Consider the following 17,641-nt stretch of genomic DNA (forward strand, 5'->3'; position numbering starts at 1 on the left):
GGCAGTGAGGCCGAAATCCGGTATTGTATCCCAAAAACGATTGCTCTATGAATTGCTTCGACCGGGAGGAGGCCTCGATTTCCGCCAAGCCGTCGAGGCGAGGTTCGAGAACCGGGCACTATTGGGAGGAGATGGCGGGAGGAGACCGCTGACCTTCAATTGCATGAGACATCTTGAGACGATGCATATCGTATCCCGAACCGGCTTGGCCGGCGGGCGGCATGCAGGAGAGCAACCGAGGGAAGGTTAAGACAATGCCGAAGAATCTGACCCAGATCCTGAAAGAGAAGGGCAATACTGTCGAGATGCTGCGCAATTCGCGCATCGGCATGTATATCTATCCGGTCGTCGCACCGGAGTTTTCGAACTGGCGCACCGAGCAGATGGCATGGCGCCATTCGGCGGTCCTGTTCGACCAGTCCCACCACATGGACGAACTGATCGTCGAAGGCCCGGACGCTTCCAAGTTCCTGGAAAGCCTGGCGATCAACAGCTTTGCGAATTTCGGCGTCGACCGCGCCAAGCACTACGTTCCGGTCACGCCTGCCGGACACGTCATCGGCGACATGATCATCTTCCGCGAGCGTGATGACAAGTTCGTGCTCGTCGGCCGTGCGCCGACCGCCAACTGGCTGCGCTACAACGCTTCGCTCGGCAAGCATGACGTCAAGCTCACCCACGACCCGCGTTCGCCTTCGCGCCCGGACGGCAAGGAAGTCAATCGGGTTCACTATCGCTTCCAGATCCAGGGCCCGGACGCTCCGAAGGTCTTCGAAAAGATGAATGGCGGCCCGATCCCCGACATCAAGTTCTTCCATGTCGACTGGATCAATATCGGCTCCAAGAAGGTCCAGGCCCTGCGCCACGGCATGGCCGGCGCTCCGGGTCTCGAAGTCTGGGGTCCCTATGCCGAGAAGGACGAAGTCCGCGAGATCATCGTCAAAGCCGCCAAGGATGCCGGCGTCGATCTCTACCTCGTCGGTGCGCGCGCCTATTCCACCAACACGCTGGAATCCGGCTGGATCCCGTCGCCGCTGCCGGGCATCTACACCGGCGCCGAACTGCAGGGTTATCGCGACTGGCTGACGGAAGACAGCTATGAGGCGACCGGCTCGATCGGCGGCAGCCTCGTCTCCGACAATATCGAAGACTACTACGTCAATCCGTACGAGCTCGGTTACGGCATCTACGTCAAGTTCGACCACGACTTCGTCGGCCGCGAAGTGCTCGAGAAGATGAAGGGTAAGCCGCAGCGCAAGAAGGTCACCTTCGAGTGGAACGCGGAAGACGTGATGAAGGTCATCGCCTCGAACTTCGTTCCCGGTGGCGAGGCCTACAAGTGGATCGACCTGCCGCAGCCGAACTATGCGTCGTCCAGCGCCGACAAGATCATGCACGGCGACAAGGTCGTCGGCATGTCGATGTTCAACGGCTACAGCTATAACGAACGCTGCATGCTGTCGCTCGGCATCGTCGATGCGGATGTCCAGGAAGGTGATGTCCTGACGCTGATCTGGGGCGAACCGAACGGCGGCACGGGCAAGACCTCGATCGAAAAGGGCCACAAACAGGCCGAGATCCGCGTCCGCGTCTCGCCAACCCCTTATGCCGCCGAGGCTCGTGAAAACTATGCCGAAAGCTGGCGGACCAAGAAGATCTGATGTCCTCCCAGGATGTTGCACGAGAACGGCGCCTCGGGGCGCCGTTTTTGCGTTTTAGGGGGACGATTGTTGTCGAATTCGGTTCATGGAGAGGATGATTTTTTCACGGAAGCGAAACCACAAATTCCCTCATTCCTGTGCTTGTCACAGGAATCCAGCCAGCCCAAGTCTTTGGGCTGAAAAGACTCTTCCGCACCGCAGACGCGGCGCTGCTGGATCCCTGTGACAAGCACAGGGATGAGGTGGAATATGTCGCACCGCCCGGCCGCGCGCTTTGGTTCGCTGCGTTCGACACTCAAAACGCTTCAACGGGGCGTTTTGTCGGCCTTCGGCCGTCGCATCTCACCTCGACCACTCTTCACCCCGCATCCCCCATCTTGCCCGGATTCATGATCCCCAGCGGATCGAGTGCCGCCTTGATCTTCTTCATGACATCCACCGCCTTGCCATGCTCTTTCCGCATGAATTTCAGCTTGGCAATGCCGATGCCGTGTTCGCCGCTGGCGGTGCCGCCGACGGCGAGCGCCCGTTCGAAGACGCGGTCGGCCATCTCGTCGGCCTCCTTGAGATGCTCCGGATTGTTTGGATCGATCAGGTAGGCGGTGTGGAAATTGCCGTCGCCGACATGGCCGATGATCTGGCCCGACAGCGACGAGGCGTCGATATCGGCACGCGCCGCGACGATGCTTTCGGCAAGCCTGGAGATCGGCACGCAGATATCACCGGTATAAAGATCGTAGCCCGGAATGATCGCCTTGGTGGCCCAGAAGAGATCGTGGCGGGCCTGCCAGAGTTTGGCGCGTTCGTCGGCATCCGCGGTCCAGCGGAAGGAAACCGCGTCATGGCCTTTGGTGATCTCCTCGACGAGCTGAGCCTGTTCTTTCACCCAGGCCTCGGTGCCATGGAACTCGAAGAAAAGCGTCGGGGCGACCGGCATGTCCAGCTTGGAATAGTTATTGACGCTGGCGATCGCCACTTCGTCCAGAAACTCCACGCGGGCGACCGGAATGCCGTATTGCACTGCCTCGATCACCGCTTCCACGGCATTGGCGACAGTCGGGAAAGGACAGAAGGCAACCGACACGGCTTCCGGAATGGGATGCAGGCGGACGGTGAGTTCGGTGATGACGCCGAGCGTGCCTTCGGAGCCGACGAAGAGATGCGTCAGGTCGTATCCGGACGAGGATTTTCTGGCCCGCGAGCCGGTCTGGATCGCTTCGCCGTCGGGTGTCACCACCCGGAGAGCCAGCACGTTTTCGCGCATCGTGCCGTAGCGGACCGAAGTGGTGCCGCTGCCGCGGGTCGAGGCCATGCCGCCGATCGAGGCGTCGGCGCCCGGATCGACCGAGAACATCAGGCCGGTTTCGCGCAGGTCCACATTGAGCTGCTTGCGGGTGACGCCGGGCTGGACGACAGCCAGCAGGTCCTCCGGCCGGATTTCGACGATCCTGTTCATCTCGCGGGTATCGAGCGAAATGCCGCCGCGGATCGGGATCGTATGACCTTCCATCGAGGAACCCGCGCCGAAGGGCACGACCGGGACGCCATGCGCCGCACAGGCTGAGACGATCGCCTGGACTTCTTCCTCGGTGCGTGGAAAGACGACGGCGTCGGGCAGGTGAGGGGCAAGCCGCGAGGTGTCGTGGCTATGGTGTTCGCGCACGGAGGCCGAGGTCACCAGCCTGTCGCCGAGCAGGCCCTTGAGTTGCGCAATCGCCTTGCTGACCGGTGTGACGAGATCATCCATGTGTTTTTCCTCCCCAATGTCCTGATGATGATTTGAATATCTTTGTCCAAGGCTCATTCCGGGCGTGCCGACCAAGGGTGATTGGGCCTAGCTCCCGAGAAGGGTCAGCGTTCCGCTACACGGTTTTGATCGCCTAGACCGTATCCCAATCTATCGGCCGACAGATCCTCGCGGCCGAACGTTTTCTCCCCTAGATCCGATCTCCCGGTTCCGCGCCGCCGCCGCATTCCATCCTCAGTGTATGCATGGCAGGTGCATCTGGACATTCTAGACGGTTTAAAGCCGGGGTGAAGAGCCTGTGGGTAAAATCTCAGGCAACCTGATTTTTTGTATCCCAAACCGAAATGGATGCTTGTCGTTCCGGCCTGGATGTGTTGAAATTCGGATGCTCGGGTAGGTGATGTCAGGAGGAGGACATCACCTTGGGAGACCGGGCATAGGAGGAAATCGGTGTATACACGACTGTTCAAGACAGTTGCGGCTGCCATGGACATGGCAGGTTCGGTTTCGGCCGCGGAGATGGCGCAGCCTGATCCCCGCAGGTCCTTTGACGCATCGCTCGCAGGCGGCTTTCCGCATCCGGCAGTTGCGTCCCTTCACGGAATTTCCGACGACCTTGTCGGTCCGCCAGCGAGCTAAGTCTCCACGCGGATTGATAGCGATATTCGCCGGCCGGAACGGGAAGGGAGCCTTCCGGTCTCTGATCTCAAAGGGAGGAGAAACACATGAAACTGAAGGCATTGCTCGCTTCGGCCTGCCTCGCGGCACTGGCCGTGTCCGCGCTGACCACGACTGCTCAGGCCGCCGACGTCGAGCTGACGCTGTCGCATTGGGTGCCCGCCACCCACGCGCTGCAGCCGGGCGGGATGGAGATCTGGGCGAAATCGATCAGCGACGCATCCAACGGCCGCATCAAGATCACCATCTATCCGGCCTCGCAGCTCGGAGCGGCTGCGGACCATTACGACATGGCGCGAGACGGCATCGTCGATATCGGCTTCATCAATCCGGGCTATCAGCCGGGCCGTTTCCCGATCATCGCGGCGGGCGAAATCCCGTTCCTGATCTCGAATGCCAAGGGCGGGTCGCGGGCGCTGGACGAGTGGTATATGCAATATGCCGCCAAGGAGATGAAGGACGTCCAGTTCTGCATGGCGATCGTCCATGATCCGGGCACGCTGCATGGGACCAAGGGGCCGATCGAGGTTCCGACCGATCTCAAGGGCAAGAACATCCGCCCCGCGCATGCCACCATGGCGCGGCTGGTCAATTCGCTGGGCGCGGCCTCCGTTCAGGTGCCGGCCGGCGACATGCGCGAACTGATCTCCAAGGGCGCCGCCGACATGACGGCGTCGCCGTGGAACTCGATCTACACATTCGGCCTGCAGGACGTCACCAAGCATCACCTCGACCTGCCCTTCTATGTGACGACCTTCGCCTTCGTGATGAACAAGGCCAAGATCGACAGCCTGTCGCCTGCCGATCGCAAGGTGATCAACGACCACTGCACGCCGGATTGGGCGGAGAAGATGGCGTCCAAATGGGCGGATGCGGAAGCCGCCGGCCGCCAGAAGATGATCGATGCCGGCGGCCACACCATGTACAAGCCGACGCCTGACGAGGTCGGCCTCTGGAAGAAGGCGACGGCCTCGCTGCAGGGCGAATGGGAAGCCTCTGCCACCAAGGCGGGCGTCGATGCAAAGGCTGCCTGGGCAAGCCTCGGCGAGACGCTGAAGAAGTACAATGCCGACGTGAAGTGAGGATTTCTTAAGCGTCGAACCGGGCGGGCGCTTCGGCGTCCGCCCTTCCTGCCATCCGAATTTCGAGCTCAGACATGACCCGATATCTCGAACGCTTCACCGAAGCAGTCGATATGATCGCCGGCCTTCTCTTGGGGCTGTGCACGATCCTGATCGTCGTCTCCACGATCGGGCGCTATATCTTTTCCTGGGCGGTCCCCGACAGTTTCGACCTGTCCCGTTACCTGATCGGCGCCTGCATGATGTGGGGTTTTGCCTCGATCGGTTATCGCGGCGGCCATATCGCCGTCGATCTGCTCTATGAGCCGCTCGGGCCGAAGGGGCGTCGGGTCCTCGATTTTATCGCCTGGAGCACGCTGCTCGCCTTCACCGTGATGCTCGCCTACATGATGTTTTTCCGCCTGACGAGCGCCTATAACAGCCAGGAAACGACCTTCGACCTGCGCATTCCAGTCTGGCCGCTGATCGGCCTGATCTGGCTCGGCTGCGCCTCGGCCGTCATCACCACCGCCGTCGTGCCCTTCCTGCGGCGCGAGGCCGAGGAACCCAATCCGCTCGAGGGGCATGGCGTATGAACACCGCTGATCTCGTCGCCATCGGCGGCTTCGTCGCCATGTTCGTCTTGATGGGCCTGCGCGTGCCGCTCGGTGTGTCGATGGGCCTTGTCGGCGTCTTCGGCTTTGCGGCGATGCGCGGCATAGCGCCGGCGCTCAACCTTTTGACGACGTCGCCGATCCGGGTCATCACCGACTTCAACCTGACGCTGGTGCCGTTCTTCATCCTGATGGGTGTGTTCGCCACCAATTCCGGCATGTCCCGGGAATTGTTCAGGACCGGCAATGCCTGGCTCGGACAGTTCCGCGGCGGGCTGGCGCTCTCGACGATCGCGGCCTGTGCCGGATTTGCCGCGATCTGCGGCAGTTCGATCGCGACTGCCGCCACCATGACCCGCGTGGCGCTTCCGGAAATGCGCAAGGCCGGTTATGCCGATTCCACCTCCACCGGCGTCATCGCCGCCGGCGGCACGCTCGGCATTCTCATCCCGCCCTCGGTGATGATGGTCGTCTACGCGTTCCTGACGGAGACGGATGTCGGGCAACTGCTGATGGCGGGCGTCGTGCCTGGCATCCTCGCGACCCTGATGTACATGGCGACGGTGCTGATCGCCCATGGCAAGCGCTTGCCGCCCGGCACGAAGTTCGATCTGAGGGAAGCGCTGACCTCCCTGCGGGACGTCTGGGCGGTGTTGGTCCTGTTCCTCGCCGTCATCGGTGTCATCTATCTCGGCATTGCGACGGCGACGGAAGCGGCGGCGGTCGGGGCGATGCTGACGATGATCATCGGCATCCTGCGCGGCCGGCTGGGTTTGAAGCTGATCATGCAGAGCCTCGTCGAGTCGCTGCGCACCTCCGTGTCGCTGTTCAGCGTGCTGATCGGCGCAATCCTGTTCGGCTATTTCCTGGCGATCACCCAGTCGCCGCAGAAGCTGACGGCCTTCCTGGTGGGCATGGATCTCGGGCCCTATGGCACGCTGGCGCTGATCCTGGTAATCTTTTTTATCGCCGGCGCTCTCATGGACGAGATGGCGATGATCATTCTGCTTGTGCCGATCGTCTTCCCGGTGATCACCCATCTTGGTTTCGATCCGATATGGTTCGGCGTCATCATCGTGGTCTCCTGCGAACTCGGGATGATCACCCCGCCGGTCGGGATCAACGTCTTTGTCATCAACTCGATCGCCAAGGACGTGAAGATCACGACGATTTATGGAGGGGTGATGCCGTTCATCCTGACGGACATCATCCGGCTCATCCTGCTCGTTCTCTTCCCCGCGATCGCGCTGTGGCTGCCGACGACGATGCGATAGGAGGATAGGATGCAGGCTCCGGATCTGAGACGACTTTGCGAAATCCGCGCCGAACTCGGCGCACCGATCGAAAAGGGAGGCGGTCCAGGCGGCCGCTGGCGGATCATCCCGATCATCGGCGGCGTGGTAGAGGGGGAGCGCCTTTCCGGGCGCGTCCTCAATCTCGGCGCGGACTGGCAGAGCGTCTATGACGCCGGTTATGCGGAGCTCGATACCCGCTACGTGATCGAGACCCATGACGGAGCGATGATCGACATCCGCAATTTCGGTTTCCGGCATGGACCGCCGGAGGTGCTGGCGAAGCTTGCGGCGGGCGAGACGGTCGATCCGGCGCTCTATTACATGCGCACCACGCCGCGCCTGCAGACCGGCGATCCGCGCTATGACTGGCTGAACCATACGATGTTCATCGGCACCGGCGAGCGTCTGGCAAGTGCTGTGCACATCAGCGTTTTCGAAGTGCTCTGATCCACCAGTCCACCGAGAAATAGAAAAGGCCGCCGGATCATGAACCCGGCGGCCTTTTTGTTGTTTGTGAAGCCTGGCTGGCTTCAGGCCATGTGGATCGTCTTGACCTCAAAGTAGTTTTCGAGGCCTTCCGGACCGCCTTCGCGGCCGATGCCCGACTGCTTGAAGCCGCCGAACGGGTGATGGATGTCGACGATCATGCCGTTGACGGTGACGCTGCCGGTGCGCATGCGGCGGGCAAAGGCATAGCCACGCTCCGGATCCGAGGTGAACACCGCGCCGGACAGGCCGTAGGTGCTGTCGTTGGCGATATTCGCCGCTTCGTTGTCGTCCTTGTAGCTGATGATCGACACGACCGGTCCGAAGATTTCCTCCTGGGCGATCTTCATGTCCATCGTCACGTCGGTAAAGACGGTCGGCTCGATGAAATAACCGCGGTCGAGACCGGCCGGACGGCCGCCGCCGCAGGCAACCGTCGCACCGCCTGCGCGGCCGGCGGCGATGTAACCTTCGACGCGGGCGAGCTGGCGGGCCATGGTGAGCGGCCCCATCTGGGTGGTCGGATCAGATGGATCGCCGACCTTGATGCTCTTCACCGCGCCGACATAGAGGTCGATGAATTCCTGCTTACGGGATTCCGGCACCAGGATGCGGGTCAGCGAGAAACAGACCTGGCCGGTGATCGGCATGGAATAGACCATCAGCGCCGGCAGCGCCTTGGCGAAGTCGGCATCGTCGAGAAGCACGGCTGCGGACTTGCCGCCGAGTTCGAGGCTGACGCGGGTCAGGCGATCGGCGCAGGCAGCGGCGATCGTCTTGCCGGCAATGGTCGAGCCGGTGAACGACACCTTGTCGATGCCCTTGTGGCGCACGAGGTAATCGCCGCCTTCACGGCCGGCCGGCACCAGGTTGAAGACGCCCTTCGGAATGCCAGCCTGCTCGATGCATTCGGCAAGCAGATAGGCGTCCAGCGGGGTTTCCGGCGAGGGCTTGGCGACAATCGTGCAGCCGGCGGCAAGCGCTGCCGAGACCTTGTAGTTCAAGAGCACCATCGGCGCGTTCCACGGGGTGATCGCCGCGCAGACGCCGACTGGCTCGCGCACCACGCGGACTTCGCCGCCATCGGCGCGCTTGCGCTGATCGACGAACTCGTCGTTCTCGATCAGGCCGGCATAGTAGTTGTAGAGGCCCGGGTTCTGGCCGACCAGCTTCTTGGTCAGGAAGATCGGCGCGCCGACCTGGGTCGTCCAGGCATTGGCGATCTCGTCGAGGCGTGCGGTCAGGAGGTCGGCGACCTTGCGCAGGTAACCGGCGCGTTCCTTGAAGGTCATGCGCGGCCACGGGCCGTTGTCGAAGGCGTCGCGGGCGGCGGCAACGGCCCTGTCGATATCGGCGTTGCTGGCTTCCGGATAGCTCATCAGCACTTCTTCGGTCACCGGCGAGATGACGTCGAGCTTGTTGGTGCCGAGTGGCGCGACCCATTCACCGCCGATGAAGAACTTTTCGGGGGTTTTCAGGACCTGTTCGTTTCTGACAGCGACATTCATTTCAGTCTCCTCCTCTGATAGAATGATTTCCAAAAGCCGCGGCCCCTTCATCTTGAGAAGATCCCGCAGGCATGACGACAATTCCTCGCCTTTTTCGCAGCGAACGGCCTTGCAGCCCTGCGCCTCGGCGATCTGCACAAAATCCATGTGGCGGATATCGACGCCGTCGATGCGGCCGGAGCCGCTCCGCTCGGCAATCGCCTTCAGCACCTTGTAGCCGCCGTTGTTGAGGATGACGATCATGAGATCGGCATCGTATTCGACGGCAGACCAGATCGACTGGATGGAGTAGAGGCTCGATCCGTCGCCGATGACGGCGATGACCGGCTGTTCCGGCTTGGTCAGGGCGGCACCGACCGAGCCGGGGAGGGCGTAACCCAAGCCGCCGCTGGCAGTCGCGAAAAAACCGCCGGGCCGTTCGATCGGGAAAAAGTCGTGCAGCGCGTCGCGCCCGCCCGGCGCTTCCTCGAAGACGATGCTATCAGGCGAACGGACGTTTGCCAGCGTCTGGTAGAAAAATTCCTGGGTGATGCCCTTTGGGTGCTTGATGCGCGGAATGGTGCGGGCAGGGCCGCCGGTACGTGGCGCACGGCAGCGCAGGCGATAGACAAGGCTTTCGGTCGCGGCGCGCAGGTTCGAGACCATGGCGTTGCCGACGATGGCGCTTGCCGCCTGGGCGGGGTCGTCGGTGATCAGCCAGAGTTCCGCGCCTTGCGGAATGTCCGGGCCGGAGCCGGCGAAATGATAGGTGAAGGCCGGCGCGCCGAGCACGAGCACGAGATCGGCACCGTGCAGGCAGTTCGCGAGCTTCGGCTGGTGGGCCGGCAGGAAGCCTGCAAACAGCGGATGGCGTTCCGGAAAGCTGCAGCGGGACGACAGCGGGCTCACCCAGACTTTCGCCTGCAGGATTTCCGCAAGCCGCACGGTGGCATCCCAGGCATTGTCGAGATCGACGCCGGGGCCGACAACGAGCACCGGCTCGCGGGCTTCGTTCAGCCGGCGGGCGAGATCGTCAATTGCGGAGGCGGGCGCGCTGATCACCGTTTCCACGTCGCGGATGGCGATCGGGGCTGCCTGTGCCTGCCAGTCGCTAAGGGGGATCGATACCATGACCGGTCCGCGCGGCGCCTGCATCGCCATATAATAGGCGCGGGCGATCGCGGCCGGCACATCTTCGGCGCGGGCGGGCTCGCAAGCCCACTTCACATAGGGTTTCGGAAACTCGGTCGGGCTTTCGGCGAACAGGAACGGATCGTGCGGCAGCAGTTCGCGGCTCTGCTGGCCGGTGGTGATGATAAGAGGCGCGCGGTTGCGATAGGCCGTGTAGATATTGCCGAGCGCATGGCCGAGGCCGGCGGCCGAATGCAGGTTTACGAAGGCCGGCTTGCGGCTCACCTGCGCATAGGCGTCCGCCATCGCGACGACGATCGATTCCTGCAGGCCGAGCACATAGGAAAAGTCTTCCGGCACGTTGACGAACATCGGCAGTTCGGTCGAGCCCGGATTGCCGAAGATCCGGTTGATGCCCTTCTGCCTCAGAAATTCGAAAACCGCCCCGCTTACCGTCTGTCCACGCAGCTTCGTGCTGCCGGATAGGAAATCCAGCGACATCTTGTTCATAGCTTCGAGGCCTCCTCCCGGCCTTCGGGGTTCCCACCCCGAGCGCGTATGTTAGCGAGCGGAAGTGTTGCAGATAGCGCCTTGTCTTGGAATTGAAGAATTTCCAATAATCCATTACACCAAGGCATGACTTTGGATGTGCGGTCGGCTCAAATCGTTCTCGAATGTGCGCGGCGCGGAAGCCTTGGCGCGGCGGCGACCGCGTTGAACATGACCCAGCCGGCGATCACCCGCATGCTGAAGCGGCTGGAGGACAGCTACGGCGTGCCCCTGTTCGAGCGCACCACCCGCGGTGTGGTGCCGACCGTGTTCGGCGATGCGCTGCTGCCCTATGCCAAGCTGGTCGTCTCCGAGATCGGCAATGCAGCCGACGTCATCCAGCAGATGCGCGGCGCCAGCCGCGGCGTGGTGCGGATCGGCGGGGTCGCGAGCGTCGTCAGCGGCTTCATCATCGCCGTCATCGGCGAGATGCGCAAACAGCATCCCGAGGTGCAGTACCAGGTCATCGAGGACCTGGAGGACCGGGTGCTGGAAGGGCTGAAGGGCGGCACGATCGACATCGCGATTTCACCGGAGCCCTATCTCGACGACGATATCATCATGGCGACGCCCGATATCATGCACGACACGGTCTCGGTCTTTGCGAGGTCCGATCATCCGATCATCAAACGGGAGCACGTGACGCTCGCGGAAGCGGCCGGGTTCGACTGGGCGATGCCGCCGCCCGGGACGCCGACGGTCAGGGAATGGCAAAGGCGGTTCCACGACAACGCGCTGGAACCGAACGCGCCGTCGATCATCTCCCGCTCGGTGCCGGTCCTGAAGGCGGCAGTGCTTTCGGAAGCGCTCTGCTGCTGGATGCCGCTGCCCCTGGTTCGCGAGGAAGTGGAACGAGGCAACATGGCCCGCGTCAACGTGCCCGAGCTCGACTGGCAACGGACCTTTCGCGTCTACCGCCGCAAGAAGGGCCTGATGACGCCGCCGACGGTCAACCTGCTGCAATGCATCCGCCGCATCAGCGAGACCTGGACGATGTAGCGCAGAATGGCTGGGGCTATCTCTGCTTGGGGAAGGCGTTCCCAGATCAAGCCGTCTTGCCGACCCGCGGCAGCGATGCGAACTCCTTGAGATAGGCCCGCCAGCCGCCGAAGGCGGTGATGTCGAGTGCGCCCTGAAGCGCGAACGGTTCGGCCAGAAACCCCTTGGCCGAGGTGCCGTCCGACAGGGTAACGGTGCCGATGCCGAGCGGCGGTGGGATCGCCGCGACGAACAGGCCGAAGGCTGCCGGCGTCAGTTTCCAAACTTCGACCTCAATTTCTCCACCTTCGCCTTCGGCGACGCGCACCATGCCGGGTTTCGGCGGTACTGTTCCGGCAAGCGCGTAAAGCCTGTAGGCGGCGGAGGTTTTCGCGACCCGGGAAAAGGTGCCGTCGAGATCGGTAAGCTGATGGTTGAGCGGCATGCCGGAAAGGTGCGCACCGACCACGATGACGTCGATCAGGTCGTCGCTTGCGACGACTGCGGGCGTTTCGGATGGCGCGGGAAGCGGCCAGCCAGTGGCGCCGAGGGTGAGCCCGCTCGCCTGGTGGAGGTCACGGGCCAGTGACGCGGTGAGTCCGTCGCGGCCGAAGGGGGCGAGCAGCGTGACGCTTGCCGGCAGGCCATCGGCACGGGTGCCGGTCGGCACGGCGATGCCGCACATGTCGAGCAGATTGACGAAGTTGGTATAGGTGCCGAGCCGCGAGTTTTCCCGGATCGGCTCCGCTTCCAGATCGGTAACCGTGTAGTGGGTCGGCGCGGTCGGCACGCAGAAGACATCGACGGAGGCGATCACCGGCGCCAGCGTTTTCTTCAGGGCCTGCAACGCATAAAGACCCTTGAAGGCGTCGGCTGCGGAGAGCGATTTGGCGCCGCCATAGATTTTTCGCGTTACCGGGTGAAAGCTTTCTTCCCTGGTGTCGAAGAACGACTTTACCGCCGCATAACGCTCGGCCACCCAGGCGCCTTCGTAGAGAAGGTTGGCGACCTTGTAGAAATCGCCGAAAGGCACTTCGACGATCCGATGTCCGAGCCCTGCGAGCATCGATACGGCGTCGCCATAGGCGGCCTCCATCACGGTATCGCCGAAGAACTGCAGGTCTGCCTTGGCAGGCACGCCGACCGTCAGTACCGGTGGCGCAGAACCGAACCCGGTCACTGGGGCAACCTTCGAATAGGCGTCCGTCTCGTCGTATTTCGCGGCGACGGAGAAGACCGTCCATGCGTCGTCTGCGGTCAGCGCGAAGACCGAGACGCAGTCGAGCGTGCGGCAGGCGGGGATCACTCCGGTGGTCGATAAGGCGCCGACGCTCGGCTTCAGCCCGACAATATTGTTGAGGCCGGCCGGAATGCGCCCCGAACCGGCGGTATCGGTGCCAAGCGCGAAGCTGACAATGCCCTGCGCGGTGGCGACCGCAGAGCCGGATGAGGATCCGCCCGGTACCAGCTTCGAGTCGATGGCGTTCCTCGGGATCGGATAGGGCGAGCGCACGCCGACGAGGCCCGTGGCGAACTGGTCGAGATTAGTCTTGCCGATGACAAGAGCGCCGGCTGCCTTGAGCAGGCCGACCACGGTCGCGTCTCTTTCGGGCATGTAGGCATAGTCCGGGCAGGCGGCGGTGGTCGGCATGCCGGCGACGTCGATATTGTCCTTCACCGCGAAGGGAATGCCGAACAGCGGTTTTTCGGGATCGAAGGCGCCGAGTTTGTCGGCTTCCGCAAGGATGGCGTTTTTGTCGGCCAGATGGATGAAGATGCCGGGATCATCGACCTCGGCGATCCGCGCAAAAACGGCTTCGACGACTTCCGCGACACTGCCGCCATTCTGGTAGAATGCGTGAAGCGAGGCGATGTCGAAGGCTGGTGTCTTTCCCGGCAGGCTCATGCCATTTCCTCTTCCAGTATTGTCACCGGCCGGTCCCACTGGATCAGCACGACGCAGCCGGTATCGCTCCAGACGGAGTGTTCGGTGCCCGGCGCATTGACGATATAGCTGCCGCGGCCGTAGTCGCCGGCCTCGTCGGATTGCACGCCCTCGAGCACCAGGATGGTTTCGAGGCCCTCATGGCGGTGGCGGGGAACGCCGGCGCCGGCCTCGTATTTCAACAGCGCCACGCCCGGCTGGTCGCCCTCGAAGGGGCGGATCCAATGGATGGTGACCTCGTCGCGGAACGGCTCGAATTCCAAGTCTTTCCAGCCGCCTAGCGTCAGGAGTTCACGGGTTGATTCAGGCATTGGTCATCCCCTTTGGCGCGATCCCTTCCAGAATGTCGTCCACATGAGCGGTCCAGCCGACGATCGCGCCCTGGGCGCGGATCATGGCGATGGCCGCCGCCTTGAATTCCGGAAAATAGCTCTCTGTCGCCTCTTCGGCGAGCAGGCATTCGTAACCGCGATCGTTCGCCTCGCGCATCGTCGTCTGGACGCAGACTTCCGTCGTCACGCCGGCGAAGACGAGCTGAGTGATGCCCTTCTCCTTCAGCACGTCACCCAAGTCAGTGGCGTAGAAGGCGCCCTTGCCGGGCTTTTCGATCACCACCTCGCCATCGATCGGCGCGAGTTCGGAGATGATCGCCGTGCCGGGTTCGCCTGAAATCAGCACACGACCCATAGGGCCGACATCGCCAATCCTGAGCGTTGGATTGCCGCGGTTGCGCTTGGCGGGCGGCAGGTCGGAAAGGTCCGGCTTGTGGCACTCCATCGTGTGGATGACCGGCAGGCCGGCATCGCGAAAACCCTGGATCAGGCGTTTGACGTCCGGCACGATTTTCGTGATCCGCCCGACATCATTGCCGAGGCTGGCGCCGAAACCGCCGGGTTCGGCGAAGTCACGCTGCATGTCGATGACGATAAGCGCGAGCGCATCTGGTTTCGCCGGGAAGGCGAAGGGTTCTGCCTTGATCTCGATTGTCCCCTCGGCCATCAGTGATGCCCCGCCATATGGGCGCCGATGACGCCGATATCGGCGGCGCGGATCGGTGTTTCGTAGACCAGCTTGCCTTCCGAAATGACCATGATGCGGTCCGACATTTCCAGCAGTTCGTCGAGATCCTCCGAGAGCAGCAGCACGGCGGTGCCTGAGTTGCGGGCGCGCATGATACGGGCACGGATTTCGGCGACGGCCGAGAAGTCGAGGCCGAAACACGGATTGGAGACGATCAGCAGATCCACATCGCCGGTCAGTTCGCGGGCGAGCACGGCGCGCTGGACATTGCCGCCGGAAAGGGCTGATATCGGCGAGGACGACGAGGCGGTCTTCACCTTGAAATCGGAAATCAGCGACGAAGCGCGTTTCTTCATCTCGCCCTTGTTCAGCCAGATCGCATCCTTGCCGTCCATCCTCAGGTCGAAGGTGCGGAAGGCGAGATTTTCGCTGACCGTCATTTTTGGCGCGCAGGCGTTCTGCAGCGGTTCCTCGGGAATGAAGCGGACATTGTTCCTGCGGGTCTCGGGGCGGGTCGCGCCATAGGTCTCGCCGTTGACGGTCACTGTGCCCCGGTCAGTCGGGCGCTGGCCGGCGAGGATTTCCGTCAGTTCCTTCTGGCCGTTGCCGGAAATGCCGGCAATGCCGACGATCTCGCCGGAACGGACCGTCAGATTGTCGATCTCGATCGTCTTCAGGCCGGAGCGGTCCGGCGCCTTGACTTGCTCGACCTTCAGCACCGATTTCGCGGCTTCCGGCACCGGCAAGCGGCTGTCGAGTTCGGCGAGCTTGACGTCGCCGATCATCATTCCCGCCATGTCGGAGGTGGAGAGTTCGCTGACCTTGCCGGTGCCCACCAGCTTGCCGCGACGCAGGATCGACACCGCGTCGGCAAACTTCGTCACCTCGTGGAACTTGTGGCTGATCATCAGCACGGTGAGCTCGCCGCGTTCGGTCATGCCGCGCACGATGCCGAGCATCTCGTCGGCTTCGGCCGGCGTCAGCACCGAGGTCGGTTCGTCGAGCACCAGGAAGGACCGGCCGAGATAGAGCTGCTTAACGATCTCCAGCTTCTGCTTCTCGCCGGCAGCCAGTTCGCTCACCGGCCGTTCGAGCGGGATCTGGAAGGGCATGCGCTCCATGAAGGCGGCAAGATCCTTGCGCTCCTTCGCCCAATTGATCACCGAGGGCACAGACGTGCGGCTGATCACCAGGTTCTCGGCGCCGGTCAGCGAGGGCACGAGGGTGAAATGCTGGTAGACCATGCCAAGCCCGTAGGTGGCGGCATCCTTGGGCGAGGCGACCGAGACTTCGCGGCCGTCGACCGAGAGCGAGCCAGACGTGGCGTGGTAGAAGCCCATGATACATTTGACGAGCGTCGACTTGCCCGCGCCGTTTTCGCCGAGCAGCGCGTGGAACGAACCGGCGGGCACGCTGATCGAGACGTTGTCGAGCGCGGTGAACGAGCCGAAGCGCATGGTCATGCCGAGCGTTTCGATGCCGACGGCCTTGCCTGTCTGCGGGAGCGGGGTATCGCGAACGATGCTCACTTCAAGTCTCCTTTTCGACGATGATAGCGACGGGGCCGCCACCGGGTGGTCCCTGATGCTCGGCGCCGCCCGAGACGTAGAGGTCGGTGATGCCGAAAACGCCGGCGAGAACGCCGCCGACGAAAGCGCGGGCGTGGCGCGTGCCGGAAATGTCGGAATCGTCCAGCATCGTATGGCGTTTGCCGCCGATCTTGCCGGAAGGGTCCGGCTCGGCCTTGGCGAGAACCGCAGCAAGCCGGCTGTTTTCCGGCAGGCGTTCACGCGCTCGGCGGACTGAACGTGCGTCGATCGCGTTTTCCATGACCGCATGATCGATCGCGAACGGGCCGGACCATTGGGAGCTCATGCCAAGCACGATGATCTCGTGGTCGATCAGCTCGACACCGGCCGATGTCGAGGCGCAATTCGAGAAGAGGTCAAAACGGATACCGATATCGGCATCGGCGATTTCCGCTTCGTCGACCTCGCCGAGCGCCACCGCGACGCCGAGCGCGGAGGCGCCGCGCGACAGGCCCATCGACTTCAGCGTGTCGCGGGTCGCGACGGTGGCGCCCGCGGCCTCTGCCTCGGAGATCCGGCGCGACGTCAGCAGCGGGCATTTGATCTGGACGAAATGCACATCCGCCGGGTCGTCGATACCGGCATCCCGCATCGCCGCCCTGACCCCGTCGGCGACGAGCAGAACCTGTTGCCGGCGTCCGAGATGATAGGTGGGCAGAACGGGTGTGCGGGAGGCACCGATTGCGAGCGCTCGTTCGCCGGGCGCTTCCACAGTTTCGCGGGTGAAGATCGTCCAGTGCGGCGAAAGCGCGCCTTCGGTTCCGCCCGACATGACGGTTGAAACCCCATCGACACCATGCCTGTGGAACAGGTCCTCGAAGCTGCGGGTCGCGTATCCACGGCTGAAATCGTTGACGCAGCCGTTGCCTTCGGTCTTGCCGAGCACCGCCACGACATTCTTGACCGCTAGGCCGCCCGCAAACAGCGCCTCGACGCCAGCGACATCGTCCGGGCCGTCGGCGGGTATGCGATAAACGTGGGCACGCAGCGAAGGCATCAGGGCAGGGCCTTCACGAGTGCTTCGGAATTGGAGACGGCACCGAACACGCCGCCTTGCATCTTGACCATCTTGATGGCGGCGAGGTGGTTGCCGTAGTCGGTGGCGCCGCAGCAGTCTTCGAGCATCAGGCATTCGAAGCCACGGTCGTTCGCCTCGCGCATCGTCGTCGAGACGCAGACATCGGTGGTGATGCCGGTCAGCACGATGTTTTGGATGCGCTTCTGGTTGAGGATGAGTTCCAGATCGGTGGCGCAGAAGGAGCCCTTGCCCGGCTTGTCGATGATGACTTCACCTTCGATCGGATAGAGCTCCGGGATGATGTCCCAACCGGGCTCGCCGCGCGTGAGGATGCGGCCGCAGGGGCCGGGATCGCCGATGCCGGCGCCGATGCGTTGCGAGC

The 17,641-nt window shown here is 62.9% G+C and carries 14 protein-coding genes; 6 read left to right on the plus strand and 8 right to left on the minus strand.

What is annotated here, in order from left to right; all coding sequences use genetic code 11:
- Positions 1-254: 254 nt before the first annotated feature.
- Positions 255-1,661, plus strand: a complete 1,407-nt coding sequence (locus MOV63_RS24190; RefSeq protein ID WP_247037718.1) for an aminomethyl transferase family protein — start codon at positions 255-257, stop codon at positions 1,659-1,661.
- Positions 1,662-2,019: 358 nt separating this feature from the next.
- Here MOV63_RS24190 and MOV63_RS24195 read toward each other — a convergent pair whose 3' ends face one another.
- Positions 2,020-3,408 carry an FAD-binding oxidoreductase gene (locus MOV63_RS24195; protein WP_247037720.1) on the minus strand — a complete coding sequence of 463 codons (1,389 nt, stop codon included), beginning with the start codon at positions 3,406-3,408 and terminating at the stop codon, positions 2,020-2,022.
- A 725-nt stretch (positions 3,409-4,133) separates the two neighbouring features.
- On the opposite strand from MOV63_RS24195, the gene MOV63_RS24200 reads away from it, so the two are divergent.
- From MOV63_RS24200 to MOV63_RS24215, 4 genes are all read left to right on the plus strand, one after another.
- Positions 4,134-5,168 carry a TRAP transporter substrate-binding protein gene (locus MOV63_RS24200; protein WP_247037722.1) on the plus strand — a complete coding sequence of 345 codons (1,035 nt, stop codon included), beginning with the start codon at positions 4,134-4,136 and terminating at the stop codon, positions 5,166-5,168.
- Positions 5,169-5,242: 74 nt separating this feature from the next.
- The gene (locus tag MOV63_RS24205; RefSeq protein ID WP_247037724.1) at positions 5,243-5,743 is read left to right on the plus strand and encodes a TRAP transporter small permease; all 501 of its coding nucleotides are present in this window, start codon (positions 5,243-5,245) and stop codon (positions 5,741-5,743) included.
- Positions 5,740-7,035, plus strand: a complete 1,296-nt coding sequence (locus MOV63_RS24210; RefSeq protein ID WP_247037726.1) for a TRAP transporter large permease — start codon at positions 5,740-5,742, stop codon at positions 7,033-7,035. Before MOV63_RS24205 ends, MOV63_RS24210 begins: the two co-directional genes overlap by 4 nt.
- A 9-nt stretch (positions 7,036-7,044) precedes the next feature.
- Positions 7,045-7,503, plus strand: coding sequence for a DUF3237 domain-containing protein (locus tag MOV63_RS24215; RefSeq protein ID WP_247037728.1), 459 nt, complete (start codon positions 7,045-7,047; stop codon positions 7,501-7,503).
- Between the two features lie 83 nt (positions 7,504-7,586).
- On the opposite strand, the gene mdlC is transcribed toward MOV63_RS24215, so the two are convergent.
- Complete coding sequence (mdlC, locus tag MOV63_RS32870) at positions 7,587-10,670, minus strand: benzoylformate decarboxylase (RefSeq protein WP_309500848.1); 3,084 nt, start codon at positions 10,668-10,670, stop codon at positions 7,587-7,589.
- Between the two features lie 126 nt (positions 10,671-10,796).
- On the opposite strand from mdlC, the gene MOV63_RS24230 reads away from it, so the two are divergent.
- A complete protein-coding gene (locus MOV63_RS24230; protein ID WP_258719290.1) occupies positions 10,797-11,708 on the plus strand; it encodes a LysR family transcriptional regulator in 912 nt (303 codons plus the stop codon).
- A gap of 46 nt (positions 11,709-11,754) precedes the next feature.
- Here MOV63_RS24230 and atzF read toward each other — a convergent pair whose 3' ends face one another.
- The 6 genes from atzF to MOV63_RS24260 form a co-directional block, all read right to left on the minus strand.
- Positions 11,755-13,593: an allophanate hydrolase gene (gene atzF / locus MOV63_RS24235; protein WP_247037730.1), complete on the minus strand. Its 1,839-nt coding sequence runs from the start codon at positions 13,591-13,593 to the stop codon at positions 11,755-11,757.
- Positions 13,590-13,943: a cupin domain-containing protein gene (locus MOV63_RS24240; protein WP_038587764.1), complete on the minus strand. Its 354-nt coding sequence runs from the start codon at positions 13,941-13,943 to the stop codon at positions 13,590-13,592. The genes atzF and MOV63_RS24240 overlap by 4 nt, the downstream gene beginning before the upstream one ends.
- Positions 13,936-14,631, minus strand: coding sequence for a cysteine hydrolase family protein (locus MOV63_RS24245; protein WP_247037732.1), 696 nt, complete (start codon positions 14,629-14,631; stop codon positions 13,936-13,938). Before MOV63_RS24245 ends, MOV63_RS24240 begins: the two co-directional genes overlap by 8 nt.
- On the minus strand, positions 14,631-16,181 hold the full coding sequence (locus MOV63_RS24250; protein WP_247037734.1) for an ABC transporter ATP-binding protein: 1,551 nt from the start codon (positions 16,179-16,181) through the stop codon (positions 14,631-14,633). The genes MOV63_RS24245 and MOV63_RS24250 overlap by 1 nt, the downstream gene beginning before the upstream one ends.
- 1 nt (position 16,182) lies before the next feature.
- The gene (locus tag MOV63_RS24255) at positions 16,183-17,238 is read right to left on the minus strand and encodes a ring-opening amidohydrolase (protein ID WP_247037736.1); all 1,056 of its coding nucleotides are present in this window, start codon (positions 17,236-17,238) and stop codon (positions 16,183-16,185) included.
- Positions 17,238-17,641 (minus strand): cysteine hydrolase family protein (locus MOV63_RS24260; protein ID WP_247037738.1); only part of this gene is annotated, 404 nt, incomplete at its 5' end. The genes MOV63_RS24260 and MOV63_RS24255, both read right to left, overlap by 1 nt.

The sequence above is a fragment of the Neorhizobium sp. SHOUNA12A genome, assembly GCF_023006505.1.
GTDB lineage: Bacteria > Pseudomonadota > Alphaproteobacteria > Rhizobiales > Rhizobiaceae > Neorhizobium.

What these genes read in the sequence shown, in the direction of transcription:
- MOV63_RS24190 (WP_247037718.1), top strand. Translation starts at nt 255, where the DNA reads ATGCCGAAGAATCTGACCCAGATCCTGAAAGAGAAGGGCAATACTGTC.
- MOV63_RS24195 (WP_247037720.1), bottom strand. Translation starts at nt 3,408, where the DNA reads ATGGATGATCTCGTCACACCGGTCAGCAAGGCGATTGCGCAACTCAAG.
- MOV63_RS24200 (WP_247037722.1), top strand. Translation starts at nt 4,134, where the DNA reads ATGAAACTGAAGGCATTGCTCGCTTCGGCCTGCCTCGCGGCACTGGCC.
- MOV63_RS24205 (WP_247037724.1), top strand. Translation starts at nt 5,243, where the DNA reads ATGACCCGATATCTCGAACGCTTCACCGAAGCAGTCGATATGATCGCC.
- MOV63_RS24210 (WP_247037726.1), top strand. Translation starts at nt 5,740, where the DNA reads ATGAACACCGCTGATCTCGTCGCCATCGGCGGCTTCGTCGCCATGTTC.
- MOV63_RS24215 (WP_247037728.1), top strand. Translation starts at nt 7,045, where the DNA reads ATGCAGGCTCCGGATCTGAGACGACTTTGCGAAATCCGCGCCGAACTC.
- mdlC (WP_309500848.1), bottom strand. Translation starts at nt 10,670, where the DNA reads ATGAACAAGATGTCGCTGGATTTCCTATCCGGCAGCACGAAGCTGCGT.
- MOV63_RS24230 (WP_258719290.1), top strand. Translation starts at nt 10,797, where the DNA reads ATGACTTTGGATGTGCGGTCGGCTCAAATCGTTCTCGAATGTGCGCGG.
- atzF (WP_247037730.1), bottom strand. Translation starts at nt 13,593, where the DNA reads ATGAGCCTGCCGGGAAAGACACCAGCCTTCGACATCGCCTCGCTTCAC.
- MOV63_RS24240 (WP_038587764.1), bottom strand. Translation starts at nt 13,943, where the DNA reads ATGCCTGAATCAACCCGTGAACTCCTGACGCTAGGCGGCTGGAAAGAC.
- MOV63_RS24245 (WP_247037732.1), bottom strand. Translation starts at nt 14,631, where the DNA reads ATGGCCGAGGGGACAATCGAGATCAAGGCAGAACCCTTCGCCTTCCCG.
- MOV63_RS24255 (WP_247037736.1), bottom strand. Translation starts at nt 17,238, where the DNA reads ATGCCTTCGCTGCGTGCCCACGTTTATCGCATACCCGCCGACGGCCCG.